Source organism: Micromonospora sp. NPDC049102 (assembly GCF_043197485.1).
In the GTDB taxonomy this organism is placed as follows: domain Bacteria; phylum Actinomycetota; class Actinomycetes; order Mycobacteriales; family Micromonosporaceae; genus Micromonospora.
Genome location: NZ_JBICTE010000043.1, coordinates 42,770 through 57,197, shown reverse-complemented (window position 1 = coordinate 57,197; position 14,428 = coordinate 42,770). Strand labels below are relative to the sequence as shown.

Here is a 14,428-nt window from a genome sequence, read left to right as displayed (position 1 = left end):
AAACCGCCTGGCACCACCAACACACCAGCCAGACCGAGCCAGATAGCGTCACCCCTGCACCGACCGGCAGCAGGTAAACACCCCTCCATCAAAGCTGGGGAAGCTCACCACCGGCACGCCGTAGGGGTTGATGGCGATGAACCGGGTCTGAGTCCCCGCCGGCGCGGTCTACGTCGCGCCGCCCGCGCTGAAGGAGGGGCCGCTCACCTCGGTGACCATCCGCCGCCAGGTGCCGTCGTTCTCGGTCACGGGGTCGGTGGCGGTGACCCAGTCGATGATCTTCCGCTCACCGGTCGTGGTCTTCTGCAGCGCCGGCTGGTCCAGGTCGATGCCGGAGTCCATGATGCCGATGGTCACCCCGCGGCCGTCCCACTGCGGGTGGGCGGCTTTGAAGGACTCCGCGCCGGTCTCGTTGGTCGGCATGTACGGGTTCACAGCGCCGGTGCCCGCGCCGGGACCGCTGAGCGTCGCGCCCTGCGTGGCGGCCTTCGCGCCGGCGGTCGCGGTGCCGGCGGTCGGGTCCGGCAGCTGGATGACCTCGTCCAGGTCGATGGCGGTGACGCCCGGTAGCCTGGCGGCCTTGAGCACCTTGCTGGTGGGCACGGTGGCCAGGACGTAGCCGATCTGGTCGAAGCGTCGGTTGACCGCGTCGCTGAGGGCCTCGACCCCGTCGACGACGGCGTTGCTCTGGCCCTTCTCGGCGGCGACGATCAGGGTGACCGTCGGCGCGTGCTTCGCCTCGGCCTGGGCGAGCAGCTTGGCGTCGTGCGAGCCCAACGCCTCGGCGGGGGGTGCCCTGCGCAGTGTCGGGGGTGGAGGGAGCGGCGCTCGCGGTGGCGGCACCACCCGTCACGGTCATGGCACCGGAGGCCAGGACCGCAGCGAAGAGCGCGGCGGAGGTACGCCTGCTCAGGTTTCGGGATCTACTCACGTTCTCTTTCCTCCAGAGAACGGGGCCCTGAGATGACAGGGCGCGTATGAGCGCATCCTTCGTGGTGTTGGTAGTCGATGTCGATAGATGGATCGACGTTGTGATCTCCCCGTGACATCATCAGCTGGCTCTTCATCTCTGAGGGCGAGGTCGGCCGCTATGACCTCGAAGGACGGGTTCCCTGACCAGAATCGGCCACGGGCCACGCCGCGGGAATCCGGCGTCGGATCGCCGCTCATCGACCGCCGCGTGCCAGCAGGGTCGCGCGGATGTCATGCCGAGCGAACGGCGTTGGTGACGTCGACCGGACCGACCTCACCACGCTGGGCCGACGCCGCAAGCTCCGCCAGCAGGCCGCCTGCGGAAACCGCGTTTCGCCGGCGTTGCCGCTCTGTCGCTTATGCTGCCCTATCAGCACTCGTTCCGGTTTTCATTACCGCGCTCGTGGGTCGCGCTCCTCCCGCCGCGGGCTGATTCGCACTGCCCCGCAACGGCAAGGAGATGGGGGGGATGGTGCGGCGGCGTACATGCGCAACGACGCATAATGGTCCGACGGGCAGCGAGGCGACGTGTCGGCAGCGGTAGGCCCGGCGGCGCCCGAAATCACGGGAGGATGGCGGCCACGGTGAACCAGGCGATGCCGAATGTGACCCGGAACACCCGACAGCGGGCAGAGGTGCTGGCGCTGCTGCGCGAGGTGGAGGGCTTCCACTCGGCGCAGCAACTGCACCAGATGCTGCTCGCGCGGAAGGCGGGCGTCGGCCTGACCACCGTCTATCGAACGTTGCAGCTGCTGGTGGATGCCGGTGAGATCGATTCGACTCGACTGCCGGGCGGCGAACAGCTCTTCCGCCGGTGCAGCCAGAGCAAACACCACCACCACCTGGTCTGCCGAGACTGCGGACGCACGGTCGAGGTGGCCGGCCCGGCCGTGGAACGCTGGGCCGACCAGGTTGCCGCCCAGCACGGGTTCGTCGACGTCGGCCACACCTTGGAAATCTTCGGCACGTGTGCCGAGTGCGTGCGCTAAACGATCGACGGTCGTCTCCTGAAGCCAAGGCGGGAAGTCCGGAAGAACCCGGGCCCTGGTCGGTCGGTCCGTGGTAGCCGAGCGCCTCGACGTGGGGCTGACTCAGGGCGCGTCGCGTCGATGAAACTCATGGGCGCACTGAGGGAAGCTCCCAGTCCTGGCCGCCGACGCCGCCAAGCTGCACCAGCCCCTTAACCTCTTCCAGCTTTCCTGCAACTCGTTACCATTGTCGATATCCGTCGCAGGAGGGGTGCTTCTGGTAGGGCGGATTCCGGTCGGCGCGGCACCCTGGCGTGGCGTCGCGCCGGCCGGCTCCACCCGACCCGGCCAGAGCCCTTGCGGCCAACAGTGCTCTCGCACTTGTCTCACTCATGAGGCCGCTCACCCATCAGGCGGGTCCGCGGCGGAGCGTGCTACCTCCGGTCGCCTCGCGGTCTTCGATGTCTCACGGCGTGGCGCTGGGCACAGTCAGCAAGAAAGCTGCTGTCCGGTCAGTGGCCTGCTTACGTCGGGTCCGCCCCACCGCCGCTAGCCCGTCCGCCGGGTCGCCGGACCGGCGCGTCCAACCAAAAGGTCATGCGGGTGAGCCCTCAGGCACCCGAGCCCCTAATCAAAAACGGGAACCATTAGCATCTTGCCGAACCCCGGTGAGGAGATCCTTCATGGCCGTGCCCAAGCGCAAGATGTCCCGGTCCAACACCCGCCACCGTCGCGCACATTGGAAGGCGACTGTGCCGCAGTTGACGCCTTGTCCTTGCCCGCGCAAGGAGATGGCGGTGCCGCACCGAGCCTGTGCGCACTGCGGCCTGTACAAGGGGCGCCAGGTAGTGGATCAGCCGTGACGGGCCGGCTACCGGTGACAGTGCTGTCCGGGTTTCTCGGCGCGGGCAAGACCAGCCTGCTCAACCACGTGCTGGCCAACCGTGACGGGCTGCGGGTGGCGGTGATCGTCAACGACATGAGCGAGATCAACATTGACGCTGCCTTGGTGCGGGACGGCGGGGCATTGTCGCGGACGGAGGAGCGGCTCATTGAGCTGACCAACGGCTGTATCTGCTGCACCTTGCGCGACGATCTGCTCGATGAGGTGACCCTGTTGGCCCGGCGGGGCAGCTTCGACTACCTGCTGATCGAGTCCAGCGGCATCTCCGAGCCGATGCCAGTGGCCGCGACGTTCGCCTTCGGCGTAGAGGACGGGCAGATCCTCGATGACCTGGCTCGGCTGGACACCACCGTGACGGTGGTCGACGCGGCGGGCCTGCTGGCCGGCATCGAAGCGGAGGAGACCCTCGAGGCACGTGGGCTGGCCGCGTACGAGGGAGACGACCGGAGCATCTCCGACCTGCTGGTCGACCAGATCGAGTTCGCCGACGTGCTGGTGGTCAACAAGACCGACCTGGTCGCCCCAGAGGATCTGGCCGTGGTCGAGGCACTGCTGACCCGCCTGAATCCGGCCGCCCGACAGGTCCGTGCCACGCATGGCCGGGTGCCCCGGCGGAGATCCTGCACACGGGCCGGTTCGACCTGGAGCGGGCCGAGACGGCGCCCGGCTGGGTCGCCGAGCTCAATGGCGGGCACGTCCCGGAAACCGAGGCATACGGCATCTCCAGCATCGTCTTCCGCGACCATCGACCTATGCACCCGCAGCGACTGTGGGACCTGCTGGCCGGCGGGCTGGACGTGTTCGGTGTGGTGCGGTCGAAGGGATTCCTGTGGCTGGCCAGCCGCCCGGACGTGCAGGCACTGTGGTCGCAGGCCGGCCCTTCAGGCCGGTGCGATCCCGTCGGCGTGCCCGTCGTGGTCTCCGGGGAATGGCCCGAGGATCCCGACGAGCGCATCGAGCTGGAGTCTCGCTGGCATCCGGTCTTTGGAGACAGGCAGCAGAAACTCGTCCTCATCGGTATCGACCTGGACCGTCAGGGCCTACGGGTAGCCCTGACCGCATGCCTGCTCACCGACACCGAGATCGCCGCCGGACAGGATTCCTGGCGGGGGCTGCCCGATCCGTTCCCCACCTGGGACCTGAGCGACCTGCACGAACACGACCATCGCGACCCGGTTCAGATCTGAGCATGACAACCACCTGACTCGGACGATGTCACCCGGTAGCGGCGCGATCGTGAGCCGCTTTACCCCGTACGAAGCTGGGCCGCGGCGCGTCCGGGCCGCTGATCGCGTCGGCGCCGAGACCGTACGCGGACACGTGCCCAGAGGGCGCGCGACGGCGTCGAACTGGTGCGCGCGTTGGCATCCGGCCAGGCGTTGGTGTCATCGACGTCGGGCTGCGGCCCGGAGCGCCGAGGCGGTCCTCGCCGGGCTGGTCGCCTTCCTGTTGCCGGATCCTCAGCAGAAGAGTCGTCGTAGTGACCGCGCTCAGGCGTACCAGGGTGTGCGCCTGACGCTCACCGCCGGGCTGCTCAGCGCCCTGTGAGGAGTCCGGTCGGGCCGGGTGGCGCATAGCCCCCGGCCTGCAGCGCTATGACGGGGCGGCTACGCCCGGTGGGGGTCAGACCTGTGTGAGGTTCTCCAACGCGTGTGAGGTTCTCCAACGCGGCGCGCCGGAGCGCGCAGCGTCTCCCGCGGGGCTGCTGACTCGGCGCAGGGCTGCTATCTCGGTCGGGACGTCAGCGCGGCGGAGCGATCGGGTCATGGCGAGGGCCTTCCCGCCGGCGCCGCCGCTGACGGTCGACCGCGAGTCGGTCGCCGGGGGTGACTAGCTCGCGGTCGACCGTCAGGTGCCAGACCCGATCGTGCCGGGCGGCCCGCACCAGCTGTGACGCCGGCCGGTCCAGTCGATCGGCACCCGATGGTCAGCTGCTCTGGGGTCCGCGGCGGGCGTACTTCTGGCGGAACTTCTCGACTCGCCCCGCGGTGTCGAGCAGGCGTTGCTTGCCGGTCCAGAAGGGGTGGCTGGCGGAGGAAACCTGGACGTCGATGACGGGGTAGGTGTTGCCGTCGGTCCATTCGATGGTTTGGTCGCTGGTGGTGGTGGAGCGGGTGAGGAAGGCGAAGTCGGCGCTCTTGTCGCGGTAGACGACGGGTCGGTAGTCGGGGTGGATTCCGGGCTTCATGCGGGTTGCGCTCCTTCAGTGTCGGTGTCTGCCAGTTCCTCCGCCTCGAGGGGGAAGCAGCCGGCGAACGGGTCGTGGTAGGTGCGCCACATCGCCTCGCCGTCGGCGAGTTCGGCGTCGGTGAGCAGGCAGCGGGCGAGGGCGCGGTGCAGGTCGACGGGGTCGACGTCGAGGCCGATGAAGACCAGGTGCTGGTGGCGGTCGCCGTAGTAGGGGTCCCACTCCATGGCGGCGGCGAGGCGGCGTTGGTCGTCGACGTGCTCCCAGCGGTCCTCGGGCAGGCTTGCCAGCCAGTGTCCGAGTGAGCCCATGGCCAGACCGCCACCGGCGAACTCCCAGGCCACGACGGTGTCGGGTTGGCTGGCCAGCCAGAGGTGGCCCCGGGAGCGGATCATCTCGGCGTTGACCTGCTCCAGGACGTCGTGCAGGCGTTGCGGGTGGAACGGGCGGCGGGCACGGAAGACGGCGGAAACCACACCGCAGTCGGATTCCGGCTCGTGTGTTCCCAGCGTGTAGCCCTGTAGGCCGCGGGCGAATACCCCGGGGGTCTCTGGCCGGTGCCGATGGGTGTGGCGCAGTTGGCGGGTCAGCGTGCTGGCGTCGACGCGGTCACCGTCGATGCGGATGTGCACCGCCCAGGGCGCCATGCGCTGCAGCAGGACCGACAGCCGGCTGGTGTCGAAGGCGCCTTCCCGGGACTGTCCCCAGAGCACCAGGGTGTCGGCGTACTCGATCTGGCGGACCACGACGTCGGCGAGCGCTCTGTCGTCGTCCTCTGCGGCCTGGATGCCGAGTGCGGTGAGGTCGTCGGTGCTGGCGAGGCCGTCGAGTAGGTGTTCGGCGTCGAGGACGGTGACGTAGGAGTCGACGCGCATGAGCGCGGTGATGGGTGCGCCGTCGACGAGGCAGTGGGCGCAGGCGGCGGCGACCGCCTCGGGTTCCACCACTTCGGGCAGCATCAGCACCAGGTCGTGGCCGGGATGGCTGCGGGCGAGTCGGACGAGGGTGGGCAGCACGTCCTCGCGCAGGGTGCACGAGATGCAACCGTGCCTCAGGTTGACCTGCTCGTCCTCGACGATGCCTTTGGTGCAGCGCACCACACGGCGCACAGCGTCCTCGCGGATCCCGGTGAGGTCGTGGCGCACCAGCAGCAGTGACTCGTCGGCGGCGAGCAGCGCCCGGGCTACGGCGAAGGTCGCCGCTGGCCAGAACCCGGACAGCACCGTCAACGAGGGTCGGGTATCCGCGTCCGTTGTCACGACGTGGGTCGGGGCCTGTGGTGACGACGACATCGCACTCCTCTCGATACTTACTGAAAACGATTGTCATTCTAGGCGCACGAGGGCTGGTGAGGCGAACGGCGGTCAGATGGGCGCGACGGCTCCGGCTGGTTTCGTCAGCAATGACCCGGGGTGGACCTGACCGATCGGATGATGTAGAACTGAAAACCGTTGTCGTTATCATTCCAACGAGCAAGGGAGCGCTCACTGTGTCCCGACGTTGTGACGTCACCGGCGCGAAGCCGAGCTTCGGCAACGCCGTGTCCCACTCCCACCGGCGCACCCGCCGCCGGTGGAACCCGAACCTGCAGAACCACCGCTACTGGCTGCCGTCGCAACGGCGATGGGTCAGCCTCACCCTGACGACGAAGGCGCTCAAGACCGCGGACCGAAAGGGCATCGAGAAGGTCGTCGCCGAGCTGCGCGCCCGGGGGGTGAAGCTCTGATGGCCCGCCAGACCGATGTGCGACCGATCGTGCGGCTGCGCAGCACCGCCGGCACCGACTACACGTACGTCACCCGCAAGAACCGCCGCAACGACCCGGACCGGTTGGTCCTGCGCAAGTACGACCCGGTCGTCCGCCGGCACGTCGAGTTCCGCGAGGCCCGCTGATGGCCAAGAAGAGCCTGGTCAATCGGCAGGCGCGCCGCGAGGAACTAGTCGCCCGGCACGTCGAGGGGCGGGCGGAGCTGAAGCGGCTGATCGCCCATCCGGACACCGACCCGGAGGTACGCGCCGAGGCGGTGCGCCGGCTGAGCCGGCTGCCGCGGGATTCCAGCCCGGTGCGGCTGCGCTCGCGCGACCAGATCGACGGGCGCCCGCGCGGGGTGCTGACCCGGTTCGGGTTGTCCCGGGTGCGTTTCCGCGAGCTGGCTCTGCGTGGCGAGCTGCCCGGGGTGCGCAAGGCGTCCTGGTGATGTCACCACATGTACCACCGCTCAGGTCGCGCGGTGCTGAAAGGGGAGGTATGAATGCGACTCTGATGGCTCGCGGTTTCGCGGCCCTGGTTGCCGGGGCGGTGGTGGTCGCCGGCACGGTGCTGGCGCCGACCGCTGCGTCGGCGGCCGAGAAGGTGGTGTTGTCCAAGGGGCACACCGATGCGCTCGACGTGCACTACGAGGATGGTTCGCTGTCGTTGAAGGTGCACGACGACACTGTCAGCCCTTCGGTGACGAGGGACCCGGCCGACGTGACGTTCCAGGTTCTGCCCGAGGCGGCGATGGCTGTTCCGGACGATCCCCGGTTCGCCTTCCTCGGGCCGGCGGGAAGCCAGGTCTGGCTCCTGCCGTTGACCCAGGACCCGGATCTGCTCTGGCCGGGCTGGAACACCACGACGCTCGGTTCGGGGGTGTTCGAGGGGAACAAGGTGCGGCTGAGCCTGGTCGATGTGCAGGGGCCGGGCAGCGTCACGCTGTTCACGCAGGACTCGTTCGGCGGTCCGATCATCAAGTTCCGCTCCGACGACGGTCTGCCGGACGCGATCGACGTGCCGGTGCACACCCACGCGCACTCGAACTGGGCGTTCGGCGCGATGGGCAACTACACCCTGACGTTCCAGGCCGACGCGACGTTGACCAACGGCACGACGGTCAGCACCGGGCCGGTCAACTACGCGTTCGTCGTCGGTGAACTGTCCGGCGGTGGGCCGCAGGTCAGCCTGGCGGTCAGCGGCATGGCCGACGAGTACCAGCCCAACGACACGGTGACGCTCAGCGCGGTGCAGACGCCGCAGACCGAGCTGGACCACTACCACTGGTTCAGCAGGTGCCCCGGCACGGAGGACTGGGCCATCATCGCGGGTGAGGCGGGAGCGAGCTACTCGTTCACGGCCATTCGGGAGCTGAACGCCTGCGAGTACGTGGTCAAGGTGTACGGCGACGCCCACGAGGTGGTAGCGACCAGCGAACCCGTGGCCCTCTGGGTGGCGTTCCCGCCGCAGGAGCCGGGCACCTCGCAGACGATCACCGCGTCGATCGACGAGACTCAGGGTTCTCTGGTGATCAGCGTCAATCCGGACGACCGTGCCGTGGTGCTGCCACCGGCGCAGCTCACCGCCGGTGGTGACCGGTGGGAGAGCAACGGTGAGCTCCGTCCGGTCACGGTGACCGACACCCGCGCCGGCCGACCGGGGTGGAGTGCGTCCGGGCAGATCCCGGCGGACTTCGTCGGGCCGGATGGTGCGACGTTCAGCTCCGGCTACCTCGGCTGGAACCCTCGGCTGATCGCCCAGGGTTCCGGGCAGGGTGTCGTCGCTGGTCCGGAGGTTACGCCGTACGTCGTCGGGTCCGGCGGCGGTCTTGGTAGCAGCGCGGTGCTGGGAGCGGCGCCGGGCGGTGCCGGGCGGGGCACGGCGCAACTGGGCGCGGGTCTGCGGCTGAACCTGCCCACCGAGACGGCTGCGGGGACGTACTCCGCGACCCTCACCCTTACCGCGATCTGATCGCCCGAACCCGTCCGGTGGCCCGGCGCTGAACCGTGCCACCGGACGGTCGCGGGGTGGGAGGGCCGTTGCCGCGACCCGCTCACTCCTCTGATCTAGGAACGGAATTCATCCCCGCCATGCGCCTGCTCGCCGCCATCGCCACCGGCATCGTCCTGTTCGGCGCGGCCCCGGCACCTCCTACGCCGTCGCCTCCTACGCCGTCGCCTCCTGCGCCGTCGGCACCGTCTGCCGTGACGTGGGGAGTGTCGCCGTCGAGCGCGAAGGGCCCGAACGGCCGGCCAGCGTTCACCTACAAGCTCGACCCCGGCGCCACCCTAACCGACTACGTCGCGGTCACTAACCACTCGTCGCGTCCGCTGACCCTGAACCTCTACGCCAGCGACGCGTTCACCACCGCGCAGGGCGGGTTCGACCTGCTTGCCGGTGGTCAGAAGCCCACCGACGTCGGCGCCTGGGTCCGCTTCACCGGCGCCACCGTGACCATCCCGTCCACGTCCCGCCTGGACATCCCGTTCACGCTCACCGTGCCGAACAATGCCACGCCCGGGGACCACGCCGGCGGAATCGTCGCCTCGCTCGCCGCCACGGCGGCAGACGCGCAGGGCAACCAGGTCGCCGTCGACCATCGGGTCGGCGCGCGGATCTACCTGCGGGTGAGCGGCGAGCTGCGACCGGCGCTGGCTGTCGAGGACCTTCGGGTACGGCACACGGGCTCGCTCAACCCCCTCGCCGGTGGGACGCTCACCGCGACCTTCACCGTCCGCAACACCGGCAACGTCCGGCTCACCGGGCAGCCCGCGCTCGCCGCATCCGGACCGTTCGGCCTCGGCCGGCGCTCGACCGACGGGGCGGCCCTGGCGGAGATTCTGCCCGGTGGCGAACTGACCACCACCGTACGTATGACGGGCGTGCCGCCGCTGTTCCAGCTGACCGCGAGCGCCGCCGTCGCGCCCGCTGCGGTGGGCGACCAAGTCCTCGACCCGCAGCCGCACAGCCGCACGGCGCGCACCACCGTCTGGGCGATGCCCTGGCCACAGATGGGCCTGCTGGTCCTGCTCGCCCTCGTCGGCTGGGCGCTAATCGCCGCGCGCCGGCGGCGGGCCCGACAGATCGCCCGGACGGTAGCCGCCGCCCGGGAGGAGGGTCGTTCCGAGTCCAGCCGGGAGACCGAACGGACGCTGGACGGCAGGGAGGCCCCGGTCCCCGCCGCGATCGGTGTGAGTCGGCAGCCCAGCAGTGACAGTGAGCCACCGCAGCGCCCGGCGTCGGACGCCGACGATCGCGGGCCGGGTCACAACAACCGGCAGCCGGACATCGACCGCACGGTGCAGGACGAGCGATGACCGGGCTGTGCCGGACCGAGGGTGCCGCGCCGGCCCTCCCGATCCCGTCGGGCGGCGTCAGCCCTGCGAGTCACGCCGTCACGGCGCGACACCACCTCGATGAACCACTACGAAGCCGTCTGGGGAGCATGCAATGAGGATGAGAACCATGCGCGCCGGCGCCGCCGGTCTTGCGGTGGCCGTACTGGCGTTGGCTGCTGGGGGTGCGCCGGCGGCCGCAGAGCCGGCCGCGGTCACCGCGGCCGGCGCGGACCTGGTATCCGTCGCGCTCGACGGTGAGACGATGTCGCTGCGGCTGCGCGACGCCGCGCAGGTGTCGCGCGACGCGGCCGGACACGACCCGGCCGAGGTGGTGCTCGGCCCGGACGGCGGGCTCGCCGGCCGAGTCCCGGCAGGCAAGGGCTTCGCCTTTCTCGGTCCGCCGGGGCACGCCGTGTGGTCACTGTCCGCCGGCGACAGCGGGTTCCCGGCGCTGGATACCACCGCGGTACGCCCCGGCGTTGTCACCGACGACACGGTGGCCCTCACCCTGCACTCCGTGGAAGGGCCGGGAACGTTTACGGCGTACACCCTGTCCGGCCTCGGCACGGCGACCCCGCTCTTCGGCAGCGGCCCGGGTCTGGCGCGGACGGCGCAGCTACCGGCGGCGACGCGTACCGGCGGCGTGGTCTGGGCCTTCGACGCGGCCGGCGACTACCGGTTGACCCTGACTGGTTCGGCCACCCTGCGCACCGGCCAGCAAATCAGCACCGAGGCGACGTACCGGGTGCGGGTCCCGGCCATCAGCCCAGTCGAACAGGCGCCGCTACCGGCTGCTGCCAAACCGGCGCCGCGCCCGGACGAGCAGTCGGCAGCGCGCGCACTCGCCGCACCTCCGGCTGCGCCGAAGCCCGCCACGCCGAAGCCCGCCACGCCGAAGCCCGCCGCAGCGGCCCCGGCGGCCGCGAAGGCGGCGACCACCACCGCAGCGGGCGCCCGCCAGGTGATTGCCGACGGGCACGTCGACATGGGCCCCCAACTGTCCGGAGACAACTGGACGATCCGGATCAAGGACGACCGGACCAGCCCTCCCGTCTGGCGGGATACCGCCGACGTGGTCCTGCAGGTTAAGGACAACGCGAAGATCACGGTGCCGGCGGGAGCAGACTTCCTCGGCAAGCAGGGCGACGCCGTGTGGCTGCTGCCGCAGTCCCAGCAGGCGGGCATCGTGTGGCCCGGCTGGAACACTCAGCACGAGTCCGTCGTGTCGGGTGTCAAGGGCAACGTCACCTGGACGCTGAAGGGCGTCAACGGGCCCGGCCGGTTCGCCCTCTTCCTGACCGGCTCGTTCGGCAAGGCCGACGTGCTGTTCGACTCCGCCAAGGCACTCCCGCAGCAACTGAGCGTCCCGCTGAACACCCACGCGCACGGCAACTGGGCGTTCAGCAAGCCCGGCCTGTACCGCCTCGCCGTACAGATGAACGGCACCACCAGCGCCGGCAAGGCGGTCACCGACACGAAGACGCTCGCCCTCACCGTCGGCGACAGCACCGACCCGAACAGCGGCTTCGGCTCCGGCAGTGGCAGTGGCAGTGGCGCTGGCGGTGACAAGAACGGCGGTGCGGCGCAGGGCGGTGGCGGGCCCCTGCCCCGGACCGGTGCCGGCTGGGTGATGACCGCGGGAGCAATCGGCATCGTCTCCGTGGCGGTCGGGATTCTGCTGGTGGCCTTGGGCCGTCGCCGCCGTGCCGGCCTCTCAACGGCAGACGCATGAGCCCGCTGGTCGTGCCACGGCTTCGGCAGGCGATCCTGCCGCTGCTGATCGTGGGGCTGATCGCCGGCTGCCGGTCGGAGGTGGCACTGACCGCCGACGACGACCGGCTCCAGGTCATCACCACCACCGGCATCCTGCGGGATCTGGTGAGCAACGTCGGCGGTGAGCGGGTGGTCGTCAACTCGTTGGTGCCGGACAGGGCCGACCCGCACAGCTACGAGCCGTCGCTGCGAGACGTTCGGGATGTGGTCTACGCCGACGTGGCGTTCAGCAACTACCTGCTGTTGGAGGAGCAGGCCGTCATCAAGGCGCTGGACGCGAACCTGCGCGACGGCGTACCGAATATCTCGCTGGCCGAGGGCGCGGTGAAGTACGCCGCGGAGATCATCCCCCTGGTCGAGGACGTATCACTGGACACCATCTGGCTGGGCATGCGGGTACGCGGTACCGGTACGGCGCAGGGCGCGAACCGCTCCTCCGACGTGCTGCTCAGCGCGACCGCCGCGGATGGGCCCGGCCGGGTGCTCGCGTACCTGACCGAGTCGTTCGGCAACCCGTCCTTTTACGTCGACTCCGGTGACGGGTTCGACGCCGCCAACGGCTACCGAGACGACACCGCCACGCTGCCACCCGACGCCCACACCCACATGAGTTGGGCGTTCACGAAGCCGGGTATTTACCGGCTGACCATGCAGGCGCAGCTGGCGGTGACCCCCGACACCGCCCCCGTCCCGATGGGGGAGCAGGCGTTCACCTTCGCCGTCGGAGTGGACCCACACTCGGTGCCAGGCATGGCAGGCGCAGAGATACTCCACTCCGGCCACGCCGACACCACGGTCGACCTCGACGAGCGGCGGCTCTACCTGTTCGCCGACCCGAAGGGCAGCGGCGAGGCCAACCAGCGGGTGTATGACCCGGCCAGCACCGTGATCGAGGTGCCCAACAAGGCGCTGCTGGAGGTGCCCGGTGACCGCAGGTTCCGATTCCTCGGCCGGCCTGGCACCCAGGTCCACCAGCTTCCGCAGGCGGTGCTCGGCAAGCACGTGCACGGCGAGATTGACCCGCACCTGTGGCAGAACGTCCGCAACGCCATCTCCTATGTGGAGCTGATTCGAGACACCCTGATCGGCGTCGACCCGCAGGGCGCGACGGACTACCGCACGAACGCCTCGGCCTACATCCGGGAGCTGGAGACGCTCGACAACCAGGTCCGCGACACCATCGCCCGCATCCCGCCGTCGCGCCGGCACCTGGTCAGCACCCACGACGCGTTCGGCTACCTGGGCCAGGCGTACGGGGTCCAGATCTCCGGCTTCGTCACCCCGAACCCCGCCACCGAACCGAGCCTCGCCGACCGCCGCCGGCTCACCGAGACGATCCGCAACCTGAAGATCCCCGCCGTCTTCCTGGAGCCCAACCTGGCGGCCCGATCCACCACCCTCACCGAGGTGGCCCGCGAGGAAGGGCTGCGGGTATGCGCAATCTACGGCGACACCTTCGACCGGGACGTCACCACGTATGCGGACATGATGCGGTTCAACGCCGAATCGCTGCACGACTGCCTGACCACGGACAAGTGATGGAGGAGCCAGTGACGGCAGGACGGGCGCGCCGGCGCCCCCGTACGACCAGCGGCATCCTGCGCTGCGCGGTGGCCACGGTCATCGTGCTGGCCACGACGCAGACCCCGGCCCGGGCCGAGGAGCCGACACCGGGCCTCAGCCAGTCGATCGCCGCCGACCAGCCCCTGGCCGCCGGCCGGGCGGAACTCGCCACCGGACACGTCGACCTCGGCCCCCGCTACGTCGACAATCAGTGGACGCTGCTGATCCACGACGGCACGCAGGCGCGACCGGTGTGGCGCAACCCCGACGAGGTCCTGCTCCGGGTCTCGGACGCCGCGTTGCAGACAGTTCCCGACGACCCGGCGTACGCCTTCCTCGGCGTCGACGCCGGCAAGCGGGTGTACGTGGTGCCGCAGGTTCAGAACCAGAGCGTGGTCTGGCTCGGCTGGAACACCCAGGACCCCCGGGTGATGCAGACCATCGACCGTGGTGTCACGCTGACCCTGCTCGGCGTCCGGGGACCGGGAAACCTCACGACCTACCTGCAGTCGGGCAACTTCGCCGCGCCCCAGCCGCTGTGGCGCTCCGCCGACTCCACCGCGCAGCCGTTCTGGGCCGAGGTCGACACTCACACCCACGCCAACTGGGTGTTCACCGCACCCGGCGTCTACCTGGTCGCGGTCCGGGCGTCGGCCGACTTGGTCAACGGGGAGACGGCTTCGGCGATCCGCACGCTGCGCTTCGCCGTGGGCGACGCCACCAGCGCCGACGAGGCGTTCACCGCCGCCGCGGACATCCCCGCAGCAGCCGGGCAAGCACCAACAGACGAGGACCGGGCCGCAGACGAGGAGCCTGCCGGCACGTCCATGACACTGCTGCTCATCGCGCTGGCCGGCGCGGCTGCCCTGCTGGCCGTCGGACTGGTCCTCCTGCTGCTACGCGGACGCGGCGCGAAGCGCCGGGCCGAACAGGAACGCGCCGCCGCACGGTCGGAGGGCCAGCGGTGAGAGC

The 14,428-nt window shown here is 70.0% G+C and carries 12 protein-coding genes and 2 pseudogenes; 11 read left to right on the top strand and 3 right to left on the bottom strand.

The genetic code is table 11. From position 1 onward, the window contains the following. Window positions 1–171 precede the first annotated feature (171 nt). Window positions 172–931: pseudogene (locus tag ACGFH9_RS28715) on the bottom strand (serine protease); the annotation flags it as partial. 613 nt (window positions 932–1,544) lie between these two features. Here ACGFH9_RS28715 and ACGFH9_RS28710 point away from each other — a divergent pair. The 3 genes and pseudogenes from ACGFH9_RS28710 (at window position 1,545) to ACGFH9_RS28700 (ending at window position 4,031) form a co-directional block, all read left to right on the top strand. Continuing rightward, window positions 1,545–1,961, top strand: a complete 417-nt coding sequence (locus tag ACGFH9_RS28710; protein ID WP_203118058.1) for a Fur family transcriptional regulator — start codon at window positions 1,545–1,547, stop codon at window positions 1,959–1,961. Window positions 1,962–2,623: 662 nt separating this feature from the next. Beyond that, window positions 2,624–2,803, top strand: coding sequence for a 50S ribosomal protein L32 (gene rpmF / locus ACGFH9_RS28705; RefSeq protein ID WP_393225293.1), 180 nt, complete (start codon window positions 2,624–2,626; stop codon window positions 2,801–2,803). Next, window positions 2,800–4,031 (top strand): annotated as a pseudogene (locus tag ACGFH9_RS28700) (GTP-binding protein). Before rpmF ends, ACGFH9_RS28700 begins: the two are co-directional and overlap by 4 nt. Window positions 4,032–4,771: 740 nt before the next feature. Here ACGFH9_RS28700 and ACGFH9_RS28695 read toward each other — a convergent pair. Together ACGFH9_RS28695 and ACGFH9_RS28690 are read right to left on the bottom strand one after the other, a co-directional pair. Further along, window positions 4,772–5,032, bottom strand: coding sequence for a type B 50S ribosomal protein L31 (locus ACGFH9_RS28695; protein ID WP_393225292.1), 261 nt, complete (start codon window positions 5,030–5,032; stop codon window positions 4,772–4,774). Next, window positions 5,029–6,324: a CobW family GTP-binding protein gene (locus tag ACGFH9_RS28690; protein WP_393225290.1), complete on the bottom strand. Its 1,296-nt coding sequence runs from the start codon at window positions 6,322–6,324 to the stop codon at window positions 5,029–5,031. Before ACGFH9_RS28690 ends, ACGFH9_RS28695 begins: the two co-directional genes overlap by 4 nt. Window positions 6,325–6,521: 197 nt before the next feature. On the opposite strand from ACGFH9_RS28690, the gene rpmB reads away from it, so the two are divergent. The 8 genes from rpmB to ACGFH9_RS28650 all read left to right on the top strand — a co-directional run bounded on the left by rpmB (window position 6,522) and on the right by ACGFH9_RS28650 (window position 14,424). After that, window positions 6,522–6,758, top strand: coding sequence for a 50S ribosomal protein L28 (rpmB, locus tag ACGFH9_RS28685; protein WP_393225287.1), 237 nt, complete (start codon window positions 6,522–6,524; stop codon window positions 6,756–6,758). Then, on the top strand, window positions 6,758–6,925 hold the full coding sequence (gene rpmG / locus ACGFH9_RS28680; protein ID WP_393225285.1) for a 50S ribosomal protein L33: 168 nt from the start codon (window positions 6,758–6,760) through the stop codon (window positions 6,923–6,925). Before rpmB ends, rpmG begins: the two co-directional genes overlap by 1 nt. After that, window positions 6,925–7,230 (top strand): 30S ribosomal protein S14, encoded by a 306-nt coding sequence (rpsN, locus tag ACGFH9_RS28675; RefSeq protein ID WP_393225282.1) that lies wholly within the window; start codon window positions 6,925–6,927, stop codon window positions 7,228–7,230. Before rpmG ends, rpsN begins: the two co-directional genes overlap by 1 nt. A gap of 50 nt (window positions 7,231–7,280) precedes the next feature. Beyond that, window positions 7,281–8,753 (top strand): choice-of-anchor M domain-containing protein, encoded by a 1,473-nt coding sequence (locus tag ACGFH9_RS28670; RefSeq protein WP_393225279.1) that lies wholly within the window; start codon window positions 7,281–7,283, stop codon window positions 8,751–8,753. A 119-nt stretch (window positions 8,754–8,872) separates the two neighbouring features. Continuing rightward, window positions 8,873–10,099 carry a WxL protein peptidoglycan domain-containing protein gene (locus ACGFH9_RS28665; RefSeq protein ID WP_393225276.1) on the top strand — a complete coding sequence of 409 codons (1,227 nt, stop codon included), beginning with the start codon at window positions 8,873–8,875 and terminating at the stop codon, window positions 10,097–10,099. A gap of 148 nt (window positions 10,100–10,247) precedes the next feature. Continuing rightward, window positions 10,248–11,852, top strand: a complete 1,605-nt coding sequence (locus ACGFH9_RS28660; RefSeq protein ID WP_393225307.1) for a TIGR03773 family transporter-associated surface protein — start codon at window positions 10,248–10,250, stop codon at window positions 11,850–11,852. Continuing rightward, entirely contained in the window at window positions 11,849–13,432 is a 1,584-nt protein-coding gene (locus ACGFH9_RS28655; protein ID WP_393225273.1) for an anchored repeat ABC transporter, substrate-binding protein, read from the top strand. Before ACGFH9_RS28660 ends, ACGFH9_RS28655 begins: the two co-directional genes overlap by 4 nt. After that, entirely contained in the window at window positions 13,432–14,424 is a 993-nt protein-coding gene (locus ACGFH9_RS28650; protein ID WP_393225271.1) for a choice-of-anchor M domain-containing protein, read from the top strand. The genes ACGFH9_RS28655 and ACGFH9_RS28650 overlap by 1 nt, the downstream gene beginning before the upstream one ends. Window positions 14,425–14,428 lie beyond the last annotated feature (4 nt).

Coding starts and splice junctions, on each gene's coding strand:
- ACGFH9_RS28710 (WP_203118058.1), top strand. CDS start 1,545: ATGGCGGCCACGGTGAACCAGGCGATGCCGAATGTGACCCGGAACACC.
- rpmF (WP_393225293.1), top strand. CDS start 2,624: ATGGCCGTGCCCAAGCGCAAGATGTCCCGGTCCAACACCCGCCACCGT.
- ACGFH9_RS28695 (WP_393225292.1), bottom strand. CDS start 5,032: ATGAAGCCCGGAATCCACCCCGACTACCGACCCGTCGTCTACCGCGAC.
- ACGFH9_RS28690 (WP_393225290.1), bottom strand. CDS start 6,324: ATGTCGTCGTCACCACAGGCCCCGACCCACGTCGTGACAACGGACGCG.
- rpmG (WP_393225285.1), top strand. CDS start 6,758: ATGGCCCGCCAGACCGATGTGCGACCGATCGTGCGGCTGCGCAGCACC.
- rpsN (WP_393225282.1), top strand. CDS start 6,925: ATGGCCAAGAAGAGCCTGGTCAATCGGCAGGCGCGCCGCGAGGAACTA.
- ACGFH9_RS28670 (WP_393225279.1), top strand. CDS start 7,281: ATGAATGCGACTCTGATGGCTCGCGGTTTCGCGGCCCTGGTTGCCGGG.
- ACGFH9_RS28665 (WP_393225276.1), top strand. CDS start 8,873: ATGCGCCTGCTCGCCGCCATCGCCACCGGCATCGTCCTGTTCGGCGCG.
- ACGFH9_RS28660 (WP_393225307.1), top strand. CDS start 10,248: ATGCGCGCCGGCGCCGCCGGTCTTGCGGTGGCCGTACTGGCGTTGGCT.
- ACGFH9_RS28655 (WP_393225273.1), top strand. CDS start 11,849: ATGAGCCCGCTGGTCGTGCCACGGCTTCGGCAGGCGATCCTGCCGCTG.
- ACGFH9_RS28650 (WP_393225271.1), top strand. CDS start 13,432: ATGGAGGAGCCAGTGACGGCAGGACGGGCGCGCCGGCGCCCCCGTACG.